The organism is Shewanella oncorhynchi (assembly GCF_012584455.1).
Taxonomy (GTDB): domain Bacteria; phylum Pseudomonadota; class Gammaproteobacteria; order Enterobacterales; family Shewanellaceae; genus Shewanella; species Shewanella oncorhynchi.
Genome location: NZ_JABAEB010000010.1, coordinates 26,459 through 41,632 on the forward strand (window position 1 = coordinate 26,459; position 15,174 = coordinate 41,632).

Annotated in this window: 12 protein-coding genes; 6 read left to right on the top strand and 6 right to left on the bottom strand. The window is 45.1% G+C overall.

Annotation, left to right across the window (positions count from 1 at the left end; all coding sequences use genetic code 11):
- Positions 1-162: 162 nt before the first annotated feature.
- Together HGO26_RS15875 and ppnP are read right to left on the bottom strand one after the other, a co-directional pair.
- Positions 163-759 carry a TetR/AcrR family transcriptional regulator gene (locus HGO26_RS15875; RefSeq protein WP_168826407.1) on the bottom strand — a complete coding sequence of 199 codons (597 nt, stop codon included), beginning with the start codon at positions 757-759 and terminating at the stop codon, positions 163-165.
- A 288-nt stretch (positions 760-1,047) separates the two neighbouring features.
- On the bottom strand, positions 1,048-1,359 hold the full coding sequence (ppnP, locus tag HGO26_RS15880; RefSeq protein ID WP_063884943.1) for a pyrimidine/purine nucleoside phosphorylase: 312 nt from the start codon (positions 1,357-1,359) through the stop codon (positions 1,048-1,050).
- 357 nt (positions 1,360-1,716) lie between these two features.
- Between ppnP and HGO26_RS15885 the strand changes: the two genes are divergently transcribed.
- Positions 1,717-3,672, top strand: coding sequence for a methyl-accepting chemotaxis protein (locus HGO26_RS15885; RefSeq protein ID WP_105251072.1), 1,956 nt, complete (start codon positions 1,717-1,719; stop codon positions 3,670-3,672).
- Positions 3,673-3,813: 141 nt separating this feature from the next.
- Here HGO26_RS15885 and ovoA read toward each other — a convergent pair whose 3' ends face one another.
- Positions 3,814-5,928, bottom strand: coding sequence for a 5-histidylcysteine sulfoxide synthase (gene ovoA / locus HGO26_RS15890; RefSeq protein ID WP_168826409.1), 2,115 nt, complete (start codon positions 5,926-5,928; stop codon positions 3,814-3,816).
- 365 nt (positions 5,929-6,293) lie between these two features.
- Here ovoA and HGO26_RS15895 point away from each other — a divergent pair, with 365 nt between their 5' ends.
- Complete coding sequence (locus HGO26_RS15895) at positions 6,294-6,689, top strand: hypothetical protein (RefSeq protein WP_105251074.1); 396 nt, start codon at positions 6,294-6,296, stop codon at positions 6,687-6,689.
- Between the two features lie 39 nt (positions 6,690-6,728).
- On the opposite strand, the gene HGO26_RS15900 is transcribed toward HGO26_RS15895, so the two are convergent.
- Positions 6,729-6,911: a hypothetical protein gene (locus HGO26_RS15900; RefSeq protein WP_105251075.1), complete on the bottom strand. Its 183-nt coding sequence runs from the start codon at positions 6,909-6,911 to the stop codon at positions 6,729-6,731.
- Positions 6,912-7,272: 361 nt separating this feature from the next.
- Between HGO26_RS15900 and HGO26_RS15905 the strand changes: the two genes are divergently transcribed.
- The 4 genes from HGO26_RS15905 (at position 7,273) to HGO26_RS15920 (ending at position 11,123) form a co-directional block, all read left to right on the top strand.
- On the top strand, positions 7,273-8,124 hold the full coding sequence (locus HGO26_RS15905; RefSeq protein WP_168826411.1) for a PfkB family carbohydrate kinase: 852 nt from the start codon (positions 7,273-7,275) through the stop codon (positions 8,122-8,124).
- Positions 8,125-8,438: 314 nt separating this feature from the next.
- Positions 8,439-9,899, top strand: coding sequence for a sensor domain-containing diguanylate cyclase (locus tag HGO26_RS15910; RefSeq protein WP_168826413.1), 1,461 nt, complete (start codon positions 8,439-8,441; stop codon positions 9,897-9,899).
- Between the two features lie 135 nt (positions 9,900-10,034).
- Positions 10,035-10,730 carry an MOSC domain-containing protein gene (locus HGO26_RS15915; RefSeq protein WP_168826415.1) on the top strand — a complete coding sequence of 232 codons (696 nt, stop codon included), beginning with the start codon at positions 10,035-10,037 and terminating at the stop codon, positions 10,728-10,730.
- Positions 10,731-10,766: 36 nt separating this feature from the next.
- Positions 10,767-11,123 carry a DUF4870 domain-containing protein gene (locus HGO26_RS15920; RefSeq protein WP_105251079.1) on the top strand — a complete coding sequence of 119 codons (357 nt, stop codon included), beginning with the start codon at positions 10,767-10,769 and terminating at the stop codon, positions 11,121-11,123.
- Between the two features lie 76 nt (positions 11,124-11,199).
- Here the strand turns inward: HGO26_RS15920 and HGO26_RS15925 are convergent, their stop codons facing one another.
- Both HGO26_RS15925 and HGO26_RS15930 read right to left on the bottom strand, forming a co-directional pair.
- Positions 11,200-13,116: a methyl-accepting chemotaxis protein gene (locus HGO26_RS15925; protein WP_168826417.1), complete on the bottom strand. Its 1,917-nt coding sequence runs from the start codon at positions 13,114-13,116 to the stop codon at positions 11,200-11,202.
- A 348-nt stretch (positions 13,117-13,464) separates the two neighbouring features.
- On the bottom strand, positions 13,465-15,114 hold the full coding sequence (locus tag HGO26_RS15930; RefSeq protein ID WP_168826419.1) for an electron transfer flavoprotein-ubiquinone oxidoreductase: 1,650 nt from the start codon (positions 15,112-15,114) through the stop codon (positions 13,465-13,467).
- Positions 15,115-15,174: the final 60 nt, after the last annotated feature.

Below are 15,174 nucleotides of genomic sequence, written 5' to 3' on the forward strand. Positions count from 1 at the left end.
ATTCCTATTATTACTTTAAATGAGCAGCGTTAATTGAGCTGCATTAATTAATAGCCCGTTAAATTAGTAGACCAGTCGTCTAATTTTAGGACGTGAAAATGTATTCTTTAAAAATCTGGGCTGATCGATATCAGCAAATATTAGTTTTGAGTCGGTATTAGGTTAAAGGGCCGTTTTAGGCGTTAAAATGGATTCAGTCGTTACGAGTGCACGTTCGAGTGCCGCAGGGCTGTGGCCCAACTTGTTCATTAAGCTGGCGCCTAACCACATGTGATACAACATTTCTGCGGTCGATTGCGGATCTTGCTCGGCGATTGATCTATCGGTTATGCCCACTTGAACACAAGTCGTTAACCTCTCTATGATACCGGCGGAACCTTTAAGTAAGGCAACACGCATGGCTTCGGATAAATCGGCCACTTCGGCGCTGAGTTTCACGACCAGACACTTTTGATCTACGCAGCCATCGGCTTGTACGTGCAACCATTGTTGCCAGTATTGCATCAAGCGTTGATGTCCTGTCAGTGTCGAGTCATTGAATAATGCGTCTAAATCTAATTGATATTTTTCAAAATAATCAGTAATAAGCGCTTCGCCAAATTGTTCTTTGGATTTGAAGTAGTGATAAAACGAGCCTTTTGGCACTTCGGCCGCCTGCAGCAGTAGGGATAAGCCGACGCTGGAGAAGCCTTTGCGTACGATCAGCTTGTAGCCGATGTCGAGAATGTGCTGGCGAGTGGATTGAGTTTCAATTTTCATGTGGGATAGGATAAATCAAATTAGACCGGTCGTCTAGTGTTGTTTTTATCGGCGATTTCAACACATTCGATTTAGTATGCTTTGCATTGTGAGTTTTACGCTGCCTTGAGCTAGGTTAATAAAATTGCAAAATTGATAAATGTCAGATGGATAGGGCATTCTGATGGTGAAATGGTGAAATGGTTCGGTAGGACAACATACTCACAGTGCTGAGATAAACCGTCACTGTGAGCATTCTATTCACGATTGATGTGAAATATTAATCGTACTGCCACTCAATCGAGATGATTAGAGGTAGCTACAGCAATATTCGGCAATGGCAGTATTGCGGATTTTAAAGCTAACATTCGCAGCCAGCTCAAACTGAGTTCCTTCGCTAAATTCTTGCCAAGTCGTTGTTTCTGGAAGTAACACCTCAAAACGGCCGCTAGTCACTTCCATGATTTCGCCTTGGGAGGTTGAGAACTCATATTCCCCTGGTAATACAACACCTAAGGTTTGCTTGCTGCCATCGGCAAAAAATACGCTACGGCTAGCCACTTTGCCATCAAAGTAGATGTTGGCTTTTTTAGATACTGACACTTGCTCGAGTAAACTCATTATTAATCCTCTATAAATTGGCTTGATATGAATTTATATGCATATTTAATAAATTTCAATGCATCATTGTCGCATGGATGTGCGCATTCAATATCAGTTGATGCTAACGTTCGGTTTATCGCTTATTTCCCACTATATCATTTTATTTGAAATGGTCGGTATGGCGTGGCTGTCATTTAAAGTTGTTAATCATTTTTTTACTTAAAAATAATGAGTTGTCGGCATTTTAGTGAACTTTTGATGAAAATAGTCGGCACCGCTTTGTTTAGCTGAGATTCTTCTCCTATAGTTTTAAGGCAGGTTTGATTCTGCAAAGATTGAAGGAATGGAATTCGACGCGCGACAAGGAGTCTCACCATGGGTTTTACTCGTAAAATTCAGCTTATCAGTTTATTGATTGTCCTATTACCCCTCATATTTGCCACCGCAATAGTGACTTACATTGCTCGGGATGAATTGTTTGCCGAGGCTCAGTCTCGTTTAGTGGCTGTGCGTGAGATCAAGCAACGGCAGATTGTTGGTATGTTCCAGGACTTTTCCGATAACCTGCAGGCCGTCAGCGCCGTAATTGCCAGCCAAAAAAGCCTCGATACTCTTACTGACATAGATCAAACCTTGCAGTCATTAAATAAATCCCTCGGTTTTTATGACCTATTTATTATTAGTGACGATGGCACCGTTTTATATACAGTGGCGAAGGAGTCTGATTTCGGCACCAATTTGCGTACTGGACCCTTCCATGACTCGGGATTAGCACAGTTATTCAATAAGGCATTGGGATCGGCGGGCACAGTATTACTACAAGATTTTTCCGCATACGCGCCTTCAAATGGTCAACCTGCGGCATTTATTGGCCAGTCGATTCAGTTCAATCAGCAAAGATTGGTGGTGGCGGCTCAAGTATCAATCGATCGCATCAACAGAGTTATGCAAATTCGTGAGGGTATGGGGCAAAGTGGTGAAACTTATCTTATTGGCCCAAATAATCGTATGCGTTCCGATTCTTTTCTCGATCCCATTAATCGCACTGTTACGGCTTCGTTTGCGGGAACGGTAGCTCAGAATGGTGTTGATACGCTGGCGGTAAAGGAGGCGCTGGCTGGTAAATCGGGTGTGATGCAAGTGAATGACTATAACAATAATCCCGTTTTATCCGCTTATTCTCCTGTCGTTGAGCTCGGTTTACGTTGGGGTTTGATGGCTGAAATTGATGTGAGTGAAATAGCAGCTCCCGCCTACCGTATGATGTTTATTGGCTTATCTGTTTGTGCAGCAGCCTTAGTGTTGGCGTTCGCTGCCGCTAAGTTAGTTACAGGGTTTGTATTAAAGCCGCTCGGCGGTGAGCCTGAGGACATGTGTAACTTGACCAGTATGATCGCCTCTGGCGATTTAACTCATAATTTACCGCATGTTCAAACGGATAATCACCTGATGAGTTGGTTGGCGCGGATGCAAACTAAGCTCAAAGAAATCATCAGTCAGCTGGTGGGCGTTGGGCATGAACTTGAATCTGCCGCCGAACAAAACTCTGCCGCTATGACACAAGCCGATTGCAGTATTCAGATGCAGGCCAAAGAAACCGATATGTTGGCTACTGCAGTTGAAGAAATGAGTTATGCCGCAGCTGAAATCAGCACGAATACGATGAGATCCTCCGATGAAGTGTCCGCCTGTACCCATTCGAGTGAAATTCTTTCGCAAAACTTGGCTAGTACTCGTAAAAGCTTAAAAGTGACCTTGAGCAGTTTTGCAACTATTCATCAACAGGTGGGCAGTCTTGAGGCGGATAGTCAGAAAATCGGCTCAGTATTAGCTGTGATAAATGCGATTGCGGAACAAACTAATCTCTTGTCTCTTAATGCGGCGATTGAAGCTGCGAGAGCTGGCGAGCATGGTCGTGGATTTGCTGTGGTTGCCGATGAGGTGCGTCAGTTAGCGGTGAAGGTTCAGTTAGCGACTCAGGATATTGGGCAAGTGCTAAAAGGCATTCAGCAGCAGTCTGGCGTGCTGGCGTTGCATAGTGTGACTTGTTCCACTGAAGCCTCTAAAACCGCAGAAGATGCGGATGGAATGCAGACCGCGGTGGATGATATTGCTTTGCGCTTAGAAACCTTAAAGGCATTAATGATTCAAACCGCAACCGCTGCGGAAGAACAAACAACGGTTTCGGCGACGATTGCGCAGGGGATTGCGGGCTTAAGCGTGGCGGCGGAGGAAAATAGTGCTGCTATCAGCCAAGTGGCAGCGAGTACGCGGAGTCTGTTAGGGTTAGCGAATCAGCTTGGTTTAACAACGGCACAGTTTAAGGTGTAGATATTTTTCGCTGCATTTACAGTGTTCTCACCTTAGTTGGTGCTGTAAATGTGACTGAGCTGGATGTTACACATCCGCCAGAAATGGATTTCTGGCGGATATTTTTATCAGGACTTCAGTTGGTTATCCCATGAGTGAGCATTAACGTTTACGCCAAATTGTCATTTCTGAGATGGAATGTTGGAATTTACGTTTAGTCTCGCGGATCACGAAGGGAATTTCCTTCACTGCGACCAGCTCAAATTGGCCGATCAAGGTTTCGGTCAAACCATCTAAGGTGGTGAAGTTCTCTCCTTTGACTTTAACGCCACCTAACCATTTATCCTTGGGCGTATAATCTTCAAGCCAAGTGTATGGCGAGGCAATCACAAGGTATCCACCTTGATTAATCCGCTGGGCAATACTGGTTAAAAAGTGCTTAGGCTCGTTTAACCTGTCGATAAGATTTGAGGCATAAACCAAATCATAACCTGTGTAGATGGGCTTTAAATTACAGGCATCACCTTGCATAAAGTTGACCTTTTTCGCCTCAAGCTCATATCCCAGTTTCGCGAGACTCGCGCTCTTAAATTCCTGTAAGTCGCCTTCGGTACGTATGGTGTAACGTTTTTCACCTTGTTCTGTCAGCGCATAGGCCTGTTGAATAAAGCGCGCCGAGAAGTCGATACCATCAACATGATCAAACACTTTTGCCAGCTCGAAACTCGCGCGACCAACGGAGCAGCCGATATCAAGGGCTTTAGCTGTATGAGTCAATTGAATTTCACTCAGCGCTTGCTGCACACCATTGACGCAGAAGTTAGCAACCCCGAAATATTCGGCGCCATAGTGGAATTCAAGGTATTGGGAAATCAGTTCATCCGTTTCGTACACATTGACCTCGGCCATTTGAGCTGGATTTTGGGTGGATTCCACATAGCGAAAGCCCGCGTGTTGATAAAAATGTCGACGAAACGCATAGCGTGATGAAGCTATTGCCTCATTACCCGTAGAGATCCACGAGCCGCCTTTGATGAGATTATGTTTGCCATCGAAGGTTGGGGTGGAGAAATCATCGTAAAGTGGGTGTACGGCGAAGCCGTCAAAACCGTCGATTGCGGTTTCTGTCCATTGCCAAACATTACCGACAATATCGAAAAAGCCATTATGTTCGAAGCGATTCACTGGGCAAGAAGAGGCGTAATAAGCCAAAGCAATATTGCCCGGCACTTCATGCCAATCGGGCGCATCTGCAGGCACATTCTCGCGTAAGATGTACCATTCGGCTTCCGTCAGTAGGCGAATGTTGCTTTGCTTTTGTTCGGCTTTCCAATTACAGAAGGCCTTAGCTTCGAGCTGATTCACTTCAACAGGCCAGTTTAATGGCAGCGGGATTTCTTCTGCTAAGTTACGTTGCCACCATTTATCTTGTCTTAAGCACCAAAAACGCGGCATTTGTGCTTGGGTATAGGCAAGCCAAGCTTGGCCTTCTTCATTCCAAAATTGGGGTGAGCGATAGCCGCCAGCTTCGACGAATGCGAGATACTCTTGATTCGTGACTAAGAATTTAGCAGCCTTAAAGTCGTTAACGTTAAATATTTTATGGCCGTATTCATTGTCCCAGCCGTAGGTTTGGTCTTGTTCTGTTTTGCCTAAGGTCACCTTTTGCCCTTTTACAGCCAATAAACTGTTGGTTTCGGCAGGGGCGGTGTCTTGGCACGCAGGCCAGAGGTGGGTGGGCGCGACATATTCCAGCGGCAGTTGGCGGATGATCACCGATGAGGTTTCTAAATGAATACGCTCATGTTCAATGCCCATCAAAATGATCCAAGCTGGACTATTTTGAGTGATAGGTAACGCTAGAGGCATTTCATCGATAACACGATTGACGACAGCATTAACTTGTTGGCGATAGCTTCGCACCTCTGCCACATCCGGCCACGGATAATGTTGTTCGTTCAAATCATCCCAAGACATCTCATCGACACCAATGGCGAACATGGATTCGAAGTTGTCGTTTACTCGTTCATCGAGAAATTTACCGAGTTTGAGTTTGTTGATATAGAAAGTGGCCGTATGGCCAAAGTAAAAAATTAACGGATGGCGTAGCGGCTCGGCTTTGAGGTAATAGGCGCTATCTTCTTGGATCAAATCATACAGAGACTCGTATAAAGCCCATGTCTGATTAAAGTATTGCTTAAGCTCTTGACGCTTTCCGGCCTCAGTTTCACCAATGAGCTTAAGGGTTTGAGGGGGTTGCGTTATGGGCTTATCCATAGACAAGTAAACTCCGAATTTATCGGCCTGCGGCGCAAGCATGGGAAGATTAATCTATCGTGTGTGACTCTATACGCGATTACTGAGCTCAGGATCACTTTGTCAGCTTAATGTGTCGGTTTGAGGCAAAGTGTTTTACAAACTAACAGAAAGACCAATAGAGTCCAACATCAGTGCTGGAGCTTAAAGCATCTCAGGTATGACCCTTTGGTTTGGAATTATCTTACAAAGAAAGTGATGCGCTCAATTTAGTGATGCTATCCCTTACAGGGATTAAAATTATTTTATCCCTGAAGAGTATTTTCTCTGTCGGGGTTAAGGCAGAATGATCCCGTCCGTAAAATTATTATGCAGGATATAACGGGATGACAATTAACGCATTATGGATACCCGCCTGGTATGAGCTTGATCCGTCGATCGTAGTGGGTGTGACTGAGGAGTTTGTTTTTCACAAGACTGCCGCAAACGAGGCGTTAAAGTTTTACAGCGGTGCAAAGGAAAACGATGCCGTTAAGGCAACCGGAACTATTTCGGCCATTAAGCACAATGTCTTGGGGGACATTGAAAGTGTCGATGCGCAGGGGCTCGATTATACGCTTGTGTTGCAAGATGGACGGCGTTTGTTAGTCAACGCAGAGGAAAACCCTGGCTTGGTTTATGAGTGGGTTGATGACAGTTGGCAGCCTTCAGATATGGTCATTACAGATTGGACATTAGCAGTACAATTTGCGTCTTTATCACCATTGACGCCAATAAAGTAATTGAAGGTTTATCGTGAGTAACTAGATGGCAAAGTGCAGTTAGCGCTCGGGATCCGAGGTTGACTGCACTTTTACTTGTTCAGCAAGTTGTTGGTATTCTTGTTTGATTTCTGCAATATAAACATCGTGAAAATTCAATTCATTAAATTCTTCTATACAGAGCTGATAACGGCGTAGCTGCTCAGATTTTTCTTCGGCGGTATCCCATATTTCCATTAGCATAGCGTTTGATTCCATTCATAAATTTAATATATGTATCCTGCATGCATTTTAACTATGTCTACTGATAATTAATCGAGTCGGCTTCAAAATGGTTACGCTTCATTTTGTCCTGAGACGTTATCTTTTCTATAAATCGATTTTAAACAAAGTGTTAGAGTTAACAGCTATGTTATACCGTATGGGTGTATAACTGTTTTCCTCGTCTTCTTCGGGACAAATGCTTACATCAAGGCGCTGCCATATCCTTATAATGTTTCTATCTTGATGATTGGATTGTGCCTGTGAGCATTTTGCTCTAGATTGATATTTCTTTGTTTTTATCTTCTGGCCTTGATGCTTTTTTGCCCTTTGGAGCCGTGTAATGGCTAATATTCTGTTAGTTGCCAATCTCAACTGTGATCGGATCTTACTGCTTGATAAACCTTTAAAAACAGGTGGACGTTTCCATTATCAAGATGGCGGCCAAAGGCTCGGCGGCGGTGGGGCAAATACCGGATTAGGTTTAGTCTGGGCAGGGCATAGCGTCGCGCTGGTGAGTCAAGTGGGCCGTGATGACATGGGGGATTGGCTCATTGCAGAAGCCAGTACTCAAGGGCTCGATTGTCGTTTAGTGCAGCGCCGCGCCGGTAATACATGCGAAATGCTACTCGTGATGACGCCAGACGGCGAGCGCACCATTATTCGGCCACAAAGACCCATATTTGAATTATCTGTACCGCCAAAATGGCAGCAATGGGACGCGTTGTATTTTAATACTTCCGCTGAAGGCTCTGTCAGCTGGGCAAAAACAGCTTTAGAACATTGTCTTGTGGTCGCGCAATTAGCCAAGGACGACAGACAGAGACCTTGTCATATTTTATTGGCCTCCATGAGTGATATTCAGGGGCGTTGTGATGGCGCATCTTGGGAATATGGCAAAAGCATTGGCGGCGATTGTCTGCGTTACTTTATTGTCACCGATGGTATCAATGGGGCTAAGGTTTACACGCACGATCAAGTGCAGCATATTGCCGCTATCCCTGCCACAGTTGTTGATACCACTGGCGCGGGTGATGCCTATGCGGCAGGGTTGATCCACAGTCTCTGCATCGGCCAGTCGATTACTGAGGCCATGGCAGAAGGGGCGATTTGGGCGGCATTTGCGGTGGCAACTGATAGTTCTATTCCGGGTGAGGCACTAAAACAGTATTTAGAGGCGAAGCAAATCGCATGAAAATCTGCGGGCGACCAGTTTGAGTCATCTTTTTGTCATACGTCCTTGCTAGAGTATGTCTTGTGGCGCATAGCTTGTCCCTTAACGTTTTCTTGTACTTTTCTCCCATTTATTGGTTAGTATGTTTTTTGCCTCGTTTCCCCAACGAGGCATTTTTTTGCTCAAAATAAAGTTATTCCATCGTAGAACGCCAATACGACAGAAATCTTGTGCGGCCATGGCACAATTGCGTTAACATTTATTCAACTAAAATAGTTATCGTTAAATTAAAATAATAAGCCACTCAAGGTGTTCTGTAGTCTTTGGAGTTGAGAATGGGCAATAACGCTTGGAATGATAAAAATAAATTTATTTGGCTTCTGTCTGTTTTGCTTTTGGTCGCCTTTTTAGTGACCAGCGGTATCAGTTACAAAGTGGCTCATGATTCACTGAGCCAGCAAATAGAGAGCAATACCTTACCGCTCACAAGTGACAATATTTATTCAGAAATTCAACAGGATTTGTTACGACCCATCTTTATTTCATCCTTGATGGCGCAGGATACCTTTGTTCGGGATTGGACCTTAAGTCATGAGCAAGAGCCCGAAAAACTCATTCGTTACCTTAAGGAAATCCAAGAAAAATACGGTACTGTCACTAGCTTTTTTGTGTCTGAGAAAAGTCGAAATTATTACCATTCCACGGGCATTTTAAAACAAATCCAAGATGTAGAGCCTGACGATGCTTGGTATTTTCGAGTGCGTTCTTTACCTGAATCTGAACATTATGAGGTCAATATTGATGCCGATACGGCAGACCGCAGTAAGACAACCGTATTTGTTAACTATAAAGTTTTTGATTTTGAAGGAAAATTCATTGGTGTTACCGGTGTGGGGTTGGCGGTTGAAAAGGTTAAAGCCTTAATTGAGTTATATCAAAAGCGTTATAACCGCCGAGTGTTCTTTACCGACCGGCAAGGTAATGTCACTTTGCATGGCGATCAATATGACGGTACGGATTCGCTGCAAACGAGCGTAGGGCTTGATAATTTGGCTACGCGTATTTTAACCAGCCCAAGTGCCGCCTTCAGCTATCAGAAAAACGGGAAAACGGTTTATCTCAATAGTCGCTTAGTTCCTGAGTTTAAGTGGTATTTAATTGTTGAGCAGGAGGATGCGCCACAAGAGCGGGAACTGTTAAATACGTTTTGGGGTAATTTGGCGTTAAGCCTAATGGTGACTCTAGGTATTTTATTCATCTCAAACATGACCTTAGGTCGTTATCAGCGCAAACTAGAAATTATGGCGTCTACCGATAAGCTCACCGGCGCCGCTAACCGTCAGGTGTTTGATGAGTACTTTAGGCAGGCGTTAGATAAAGCTAAGCTGACACAATCGCCGATTTCAATACTCTTGTTGGATATCGACCACTTTAAAAAAGTGAACGACAGTTATGGGCATGGGATTGGTGACTTAGTATTAAAAACCATGACTAATATGCTGCGTGGTTTACTACAACAACAGGATATTTTATGTCGCTGGGGCGGTGAGGAGTTTTTAATTTTACTCCCTGAGATGGATTTATCCCGAGCGGCAGAACTGGCAGAACAGATCCGTGACCTCATTTCCCAGCGGGAAATTAAAGTGAATGGATTACACATTTCTATTACTGCCAGTATTGGTGTTGCTGAGCATCAAGTGCAAGAGCCCGCGGAGGACCTTATCAAACGTGCCGATCTGGCCTTGTATCAGGCAAAAGAAGCGGGCCGAAATCAAGTGGTGTTAAATCATTCATAGACTCTACTCGGTTCTTCTTGGCAGCAATGTTTAGCCTACCTTTGTGGGTTATGGCGCGGGTTGATTGTGTTATTGGCGTATCGCGGTTTACACTCTGACAGTAATGCGCGATAGGTCATTGATTTGGAGTTGCAGATGTCAAAGTTGTTGATTAATAAGTTGTCTGGATTGTACTTAGGAACCCATCTTCAAGAGATGTCCGGTGTTGCTACGGGGATTGATGGTAAGCAAGCGGCTCAACAACTGTTAGTGCATATCGACCATGTTGAAGGGGACGCGCAGGCCGATCCAAAACACCATGGCGGCCTTGATCGCGTGCTACATCATTTCCCCCGCGAGCACTACGGCCAATATCGTCGTTGGGACTTAATCACCCAGCTCGAAGATGCGCCCAGCATGGGAGAGAACATTAGCACAGTTGGACTGAACGAAACTCAAGTCAATATTGGCGATATCTTGCAAATTGGCGCAGTAAAAGTGCAAGTGACTCAGCCGCGTTCACCTTGTTTTAAATTGAATCTGCAATTTGGTCACAGAGAATTCGCCCTCGCCATGCAGCAAAGCCAATTATGTGGTTGGTTTTATAGAATCTTAACCCCAGGGATTATTCAGTTAAACGATAAGATTGAATTAGTTGAGCGTCGTACTGATATCAGTGTTGCCGAGGCCATGTCACTCTATTTCTCGCCAACGTTTAATGCCAGTGCCTATGATCGTTTAGCTTCCTGCGAGGGATTAGCGCTGAGTTGGGTTAATAGCCTACAACGCCGCTTAGCATTACAGACAGTAGAAGATTGGCAAATGCGTTTATATGGGCCGAGTGGAAAATAAGGCTTTATATTCAAAATGATAAAACAGGGATGACCTATGATTGAACCCGTTACAAAAAGTGATAAAGATTTTGGCTTACTGGTATACGCCTCAAGTTTTATTGGATACTTAGTGCCGTTGGGCTCTATTCTTGGTCCTTTGATCATTTGGCTGATGAAGCGTGAAGAGTCCGCATTTGTCGATCAATGTGGCCGTAGTTGTTTGAACTTTAAATTGAGCCTGTTGATTTATGTGATCATCAGTGGCGTATTAGCTTTGGTCGGAATAGGTTTCATCTTTTTAGCCATACTCGGCATATTCGATCTGGTGTGTACTGTGCTGGCGATTATTAAGGCCAGCGAAGGTAAAGTGTATCGCTATCCATTAACGATTAAATTTATTGCTATGGATTAATTGTCTCTGCGAGTTAAAGAAAAACGCCTTAGATGGAAACATCTAAGGCGTTTTTTATGGCGTAAGTTTTAAGGTCTTACACCTTAAACTTGGCCACTAAGGTATCTAAGCGGTGTGACAGTTGATTCAAGGCTAAACTCGCCTGTGCCGCCGCTTGTGCAGTATTGGCAGTACGTTGAGTAATGTCATTGATTTCAGTGACGTTACGGTTGATGTCCTCCACAACTGTAGATTGTTCTTCCGTTGCCGCAGCAACTTGGATGTTCATGTCGCTGATAAGACCAATGCGATCGCTAATGCCAATTAACGATTTGCTGGCTTCATCGACGGCTACAACGCCTTCGTGGGAGCGGGTACGACTCTGGGCCATCGCATTAACCGCGCGGCTGGCTTCCGATTGCAGCTTGTCGATCATGCCTTGCACTTCATTGGTCGATGCTGCTGTGCGTGAGGCTAAGTTACGTACTTCATCGGCCACGACAGCAAATCCGCGTCCAGCTTCGCCGGCACGTGCTGCTTCAATGGCCGCGTTAAGTGCTAACAAGTTAGTCTGCTCAGAGATAGCGCGGATCACATCTAAAATACCACCGATGGATTTAGTGTGGGTCGCGAGGGACTCAATCACTTCACCCACTTGGCCAACGTCTTTCGACAATTGGTTAATGGTATCGCGGGCACGGGTTACCACAACTTGGCCGCTGCTGGCTTCAGTATCAGCATCTCTGGCGGCAACCGCAGCTTGGGCGGCATTACTGGCAATTTCGTTAACCGTCGCGCCCATTTCATTAATGGCCGTTACCACCATCATAGTGCGATCTTTCTGCTCGTGGCTGTCTTCTAAGGTTTGCTGTGCCTGATTCGACACATCCTTAGCCGAGAAACCGAGCTGTTCGCTGGTTTGTGCCACTTCGATGACTGAATCTTGGATCTTGCTGATAAAGCTGTTAAATCCCTTGGCGAGCTGTGCAATTTCATCTTCACCATTGACAGGTAGACGTTGGCGTAAGTCACCTTCACCTTCGCCTATGTCGTGGAACATGGCGGCAACTTGGGCAATAGGACGACTCACAGAACCTGCCACCACGATGGCGAGTACAATAAAGCCCGCTGCAATTATCAGCGTCCAGATTAAGATCTGATAAGCCGCTTCGGTTAATAGTGCGAACACTTCGGCCTCTGGCACCTGTGCGACTAAGTACCAATCCATAGATGCGATATAACTACTGGCAACCAGCATGTTTTCGCCATTGATTTTGGTATTGATCAGATTGAAATCACTGCGGTTTAATAATGAGCTTGAACTCGCATCCTTGTATAAGTTGCTTAGGCTGCTCTTACCAATTTGGCTCGTATCTGGGTGGAGTTTTACCTCACCTTTAGCATCCACTAAGTAGACTAAACCAGTTTCTTCAATTTTAAACGAGCTCAGCAAACGCACCATGTCATCGAGTGATTTAGCGAGCCCGACTAAGCCGCGACCATTGGGTTGTTGGTAGTTAATGAAGAGTTTGACTTCGCCGTTGGCCTCAGTAAATACGTTCAACATACGTTCTTGGCCACTGTCTCGGTAACCAAAAAACCAGCCATCCTGCGCAGGAGTGAGCACTCGCAGAAAACCATCCTGAGTGTAGTAGGCGGCAGTTTGTCTATCAGCGTAGGAAGCTTGCGCTAGCTTATACTGACGAGTGATGTCTTTGAGTTGGGCTACGACTTGGGGTTCTTGGGCCTGTGGTCTACCGTCTTCGAGCCATTGCAGTAACATGCGGCTACTGGCCAATTGCTCTGCAGCATTCATCAAAGTGGAAATGTCGAGATCGATCTTATTGCGAATTTGCATCATTAAGCTCGGTAATTCCGAGCCTAACATCCTTTGTTGTACGACATTTTTCGCGCTACGTTGGCTTAATACGCCGACGAGTATGGTCGACAACAGTACTGCAAATGTCACTGTTAACAGAATTTTCTGCTTAATGGTGAGGTTATTAAATATCATAAATATCAATATGCCTGTGTTGGACTATTTTGAGTTATCGGTCAACGCACTCTTGTACGGTAAAAGATTATCGGACAGAAATGTTAAAAGTTAACCTTAGTCTAGGCCGGTTGCCGAATAAAACAGCGTATAGAACACTTATTTGGCCTAACCTGTTGGTCTTGCTGTAGATCTAATTATGTAGAGTATAGATGGAAATGAGATGGTGATTGAAAACGAACTCTTTTTTGTGTGGCAATTGTGGCCAATGTCGCGAGTAAGGGCAAGCAAAAAAAGTGAACTATTCGTGTAAAAGGTGAAAAAAAGGCGCTCCATTGAGCGCCATTATTTACATTTATCATCCAAATGTTACATGTTGGGGTAGTTTGGACCACCACCACCTTCCGGTGTAACCCAAGTGATGTTTTGGCTCGGATCTTTAATGTCGCAGGTTTTGCAATGAATGCAGTTTTGCGCATTGATTACAAACTTGGGTTGACCCGCCTCTTCGACGATTTCATACACGCCGGCTGGGCAGTAACGCTGTGCTGGCTCATTAAACTGAGTCAAGTTAATGCCCAGTGGAATGCTGCTGTCCTTGAGACGTAAATGGCAGGGCTGATCTTCCTCATGATAAGTGCTCGACAGATACACTGAGGACAGTTTATCGAAGCTAAGCTTGCCATCGGGTTTTGGATAATCAATCTTGCTGTAAGCGCTCACAGGTGCCATTTGCGCATAGTCTGGGTGCTCATCACGCAGTGTGATAGGGAACTTTCCGCCAAACCAGTTTTGATCTATATAGTTGAATGCGCCGCCTAAATAGGTACCAAATTTGTGCATCGCTGGACCAAAGTTGCGGGATTTATGCAATTCTTCGTATAGCCAGCTTTCTTCAAGGTGGGTTTGGTAACAGTCGAGATCTTTACCGCCTTCAACCCCAGCCATCATGGCTTTACCTAAGGTTTCTGCTGCAACAATTCCGCTCTTCATCGCAGTGTGAGAGCCTTTGATTTTCGCAAAGTTCAACGTACCCGCGTTGCAGCCTATGATAAGACCGCCAGGAAAACTCATCTTAGGTAGCGAGTTTAAGCCGCCTTTAGTAATCGCGCGGGCGCCATAACTAAGGCGTTCGCCACCAGTTAAATACTTAGCAATCACAGGGTGGGTTTTATAGCGCTGGAATTCGTCAAATGGGCTCAGATGCGGATTTTTGTAGTTCAAATCAATAATAAGGCCGACCGCAATTTGATTATCTTCCATGTGATAAAGGAAGCCGCCACCCGATGAGCCCTCGGTTAATGGCCAGCCACCTGTGTGAACGACTTTGCCTTGTTCGTGTTGCTCGGCGGGGACTTTCCAAATTTCTTTGAAGCCTAAACCGTAATGCTGTGGTGTTTTACCATTATCTAAATGGTATTTTTCGATAAGTTGCTTGCCTAAGTGGCCGCGGCAACCTTCGGAGAAAACGGTATATTTAGCGTGCAACTCCATGCCTGGCATAAAGCTGTCTTTGGGTTCGCCATCGGCACCCACTCCCATATCACCAATCAAAATACCTTTAACGCTGTTATCGGCGTTAAATAGCAGTTCACTGGCGGCAAAGCCGGGGAATATTTCGACACCGAGTTCTTCTGCGCGATTGGCAAGCCAGCGGGACAGATTACCGACGCTGATAATAAAATTGCCGTCGTTGTGCATGGTTTTTGGCACAAAAGCATTAGGCATGACTCTGCCGTCGGTGGCTGAGCTGAGTAGGTAGATTTCGTCGTGGGTGACAGCGGTTTTTATTGGGGCATCTTTTTCGCGCCAGTCGCTGAATAGCTCGTCTAGCACTTTTGTCTCGAACACTGCGCCTGACAGAATATGCGCGCCCACTTCTGAGCCTTTTTCTACCACACAGACGGTAATTTCTTTACCTGAATCCTGTGATATTTGCATTAATCGACATGCCGTGGCCAAGCCAGCTGGACCAGCACCGACGATAACAACATCGAATTCCATTGATTCGCGTTCCATCAGTTCACCTCTTCCTTCACGTTTCCCCGATTTTTATCGAGTGTTGTAGTTTGTAAACGG

What these genes read in the sequence shown, in the direction of transcription:
- ppnP (WP_063884943.1), bottom strand. Translation starts at nt 1,359, where the DNA reads ATGAGTTTACTCGAGCAAGTGTCAGTATCTAAAAAAGCCAACATCTAC.
- HGO26_RS15920 (WP_105251079.1), top strand. Translation starts at nt 10,767, where the DNA reads ATGATTGAACCCGTTACAAAAAGTGATAAAGATTTTGGCTTACTGGTA.
- HGO26_RS15895 (WP_105251074.1), top strand. Translation starts at nt 6,294, where the DNA reads ATGACAATTAACGCATTATGGATACCCGCCTGGTATGAGCTTGATCCG.
- HGO26_RS15885 (WP_105251072.1), top strand. Translation starts at nt 1,717, where the DNA reads ATGGGTTTTACTCGTAAAATTCAGCTTATCAGTTTATTGATTGTCCTA.
- HGO26_RS15910 (WP_168826413.1), top strand. Translation starts at nt 8,439, where the DNA reads ATGGGCAATAACGCTTGGAATGATAAAAATAAATTTATTTGGCTTCTG.
- HGO26_RS15875 (WP_168826407.1), bottom strand. Translation starts at nt 759, where the DNA reads ATGAAAATTGAAACTCAATCCACTCGCCAGCACATTCTCGACATCGGC.
- ovoA (WP_168826409.1), bottom strand. Translation starts at nt 5,928, where the DNA reads ATGGATAAGCCCATAACGCAACCCCCTCAAACCCTTAAGCTCATTGGT.
- HGO26_RS15900 (WP_105251075.1), bottom strand. Translation starts at nt 6,911, where the DNA reads ATGCTAATGGAAATATGGGATACCGCCGAAGAAAAATCTGAGCAGCTA.
- HGO26_RS15930 (WP_168826419.1), bottom strand. Translation starts at nt 15,114, where the DNA reads ATGGAACGCGAATCAATGGAATTCGATGTTGTTATCGTCGGTGCTGGT.
- HGO26_RS15925 (WP_168826417.1), bottom strand. Translation starts at nt 13,116, where the DNA reads ATGATATTTAATAACCTCACCATTAAGCAGAAAATTCTGTTAACAGTG.
- HGO26_RS15905 (WP_168826411.1), top strand. Translation starts at nt 7,273, where the DNA reads ATGGCTAATATTCTGTTAGTTGCCAATCTCAACTGTGATCGGATCTTA.
- HGO26_RS15915 (WP_168826415.1), top strand. Translation starts at nt 10,035, where the DNA reads ATGTCAAAGTTGTTGATTAATAAGTTGTCTGGATTGTACTTAGGAACC.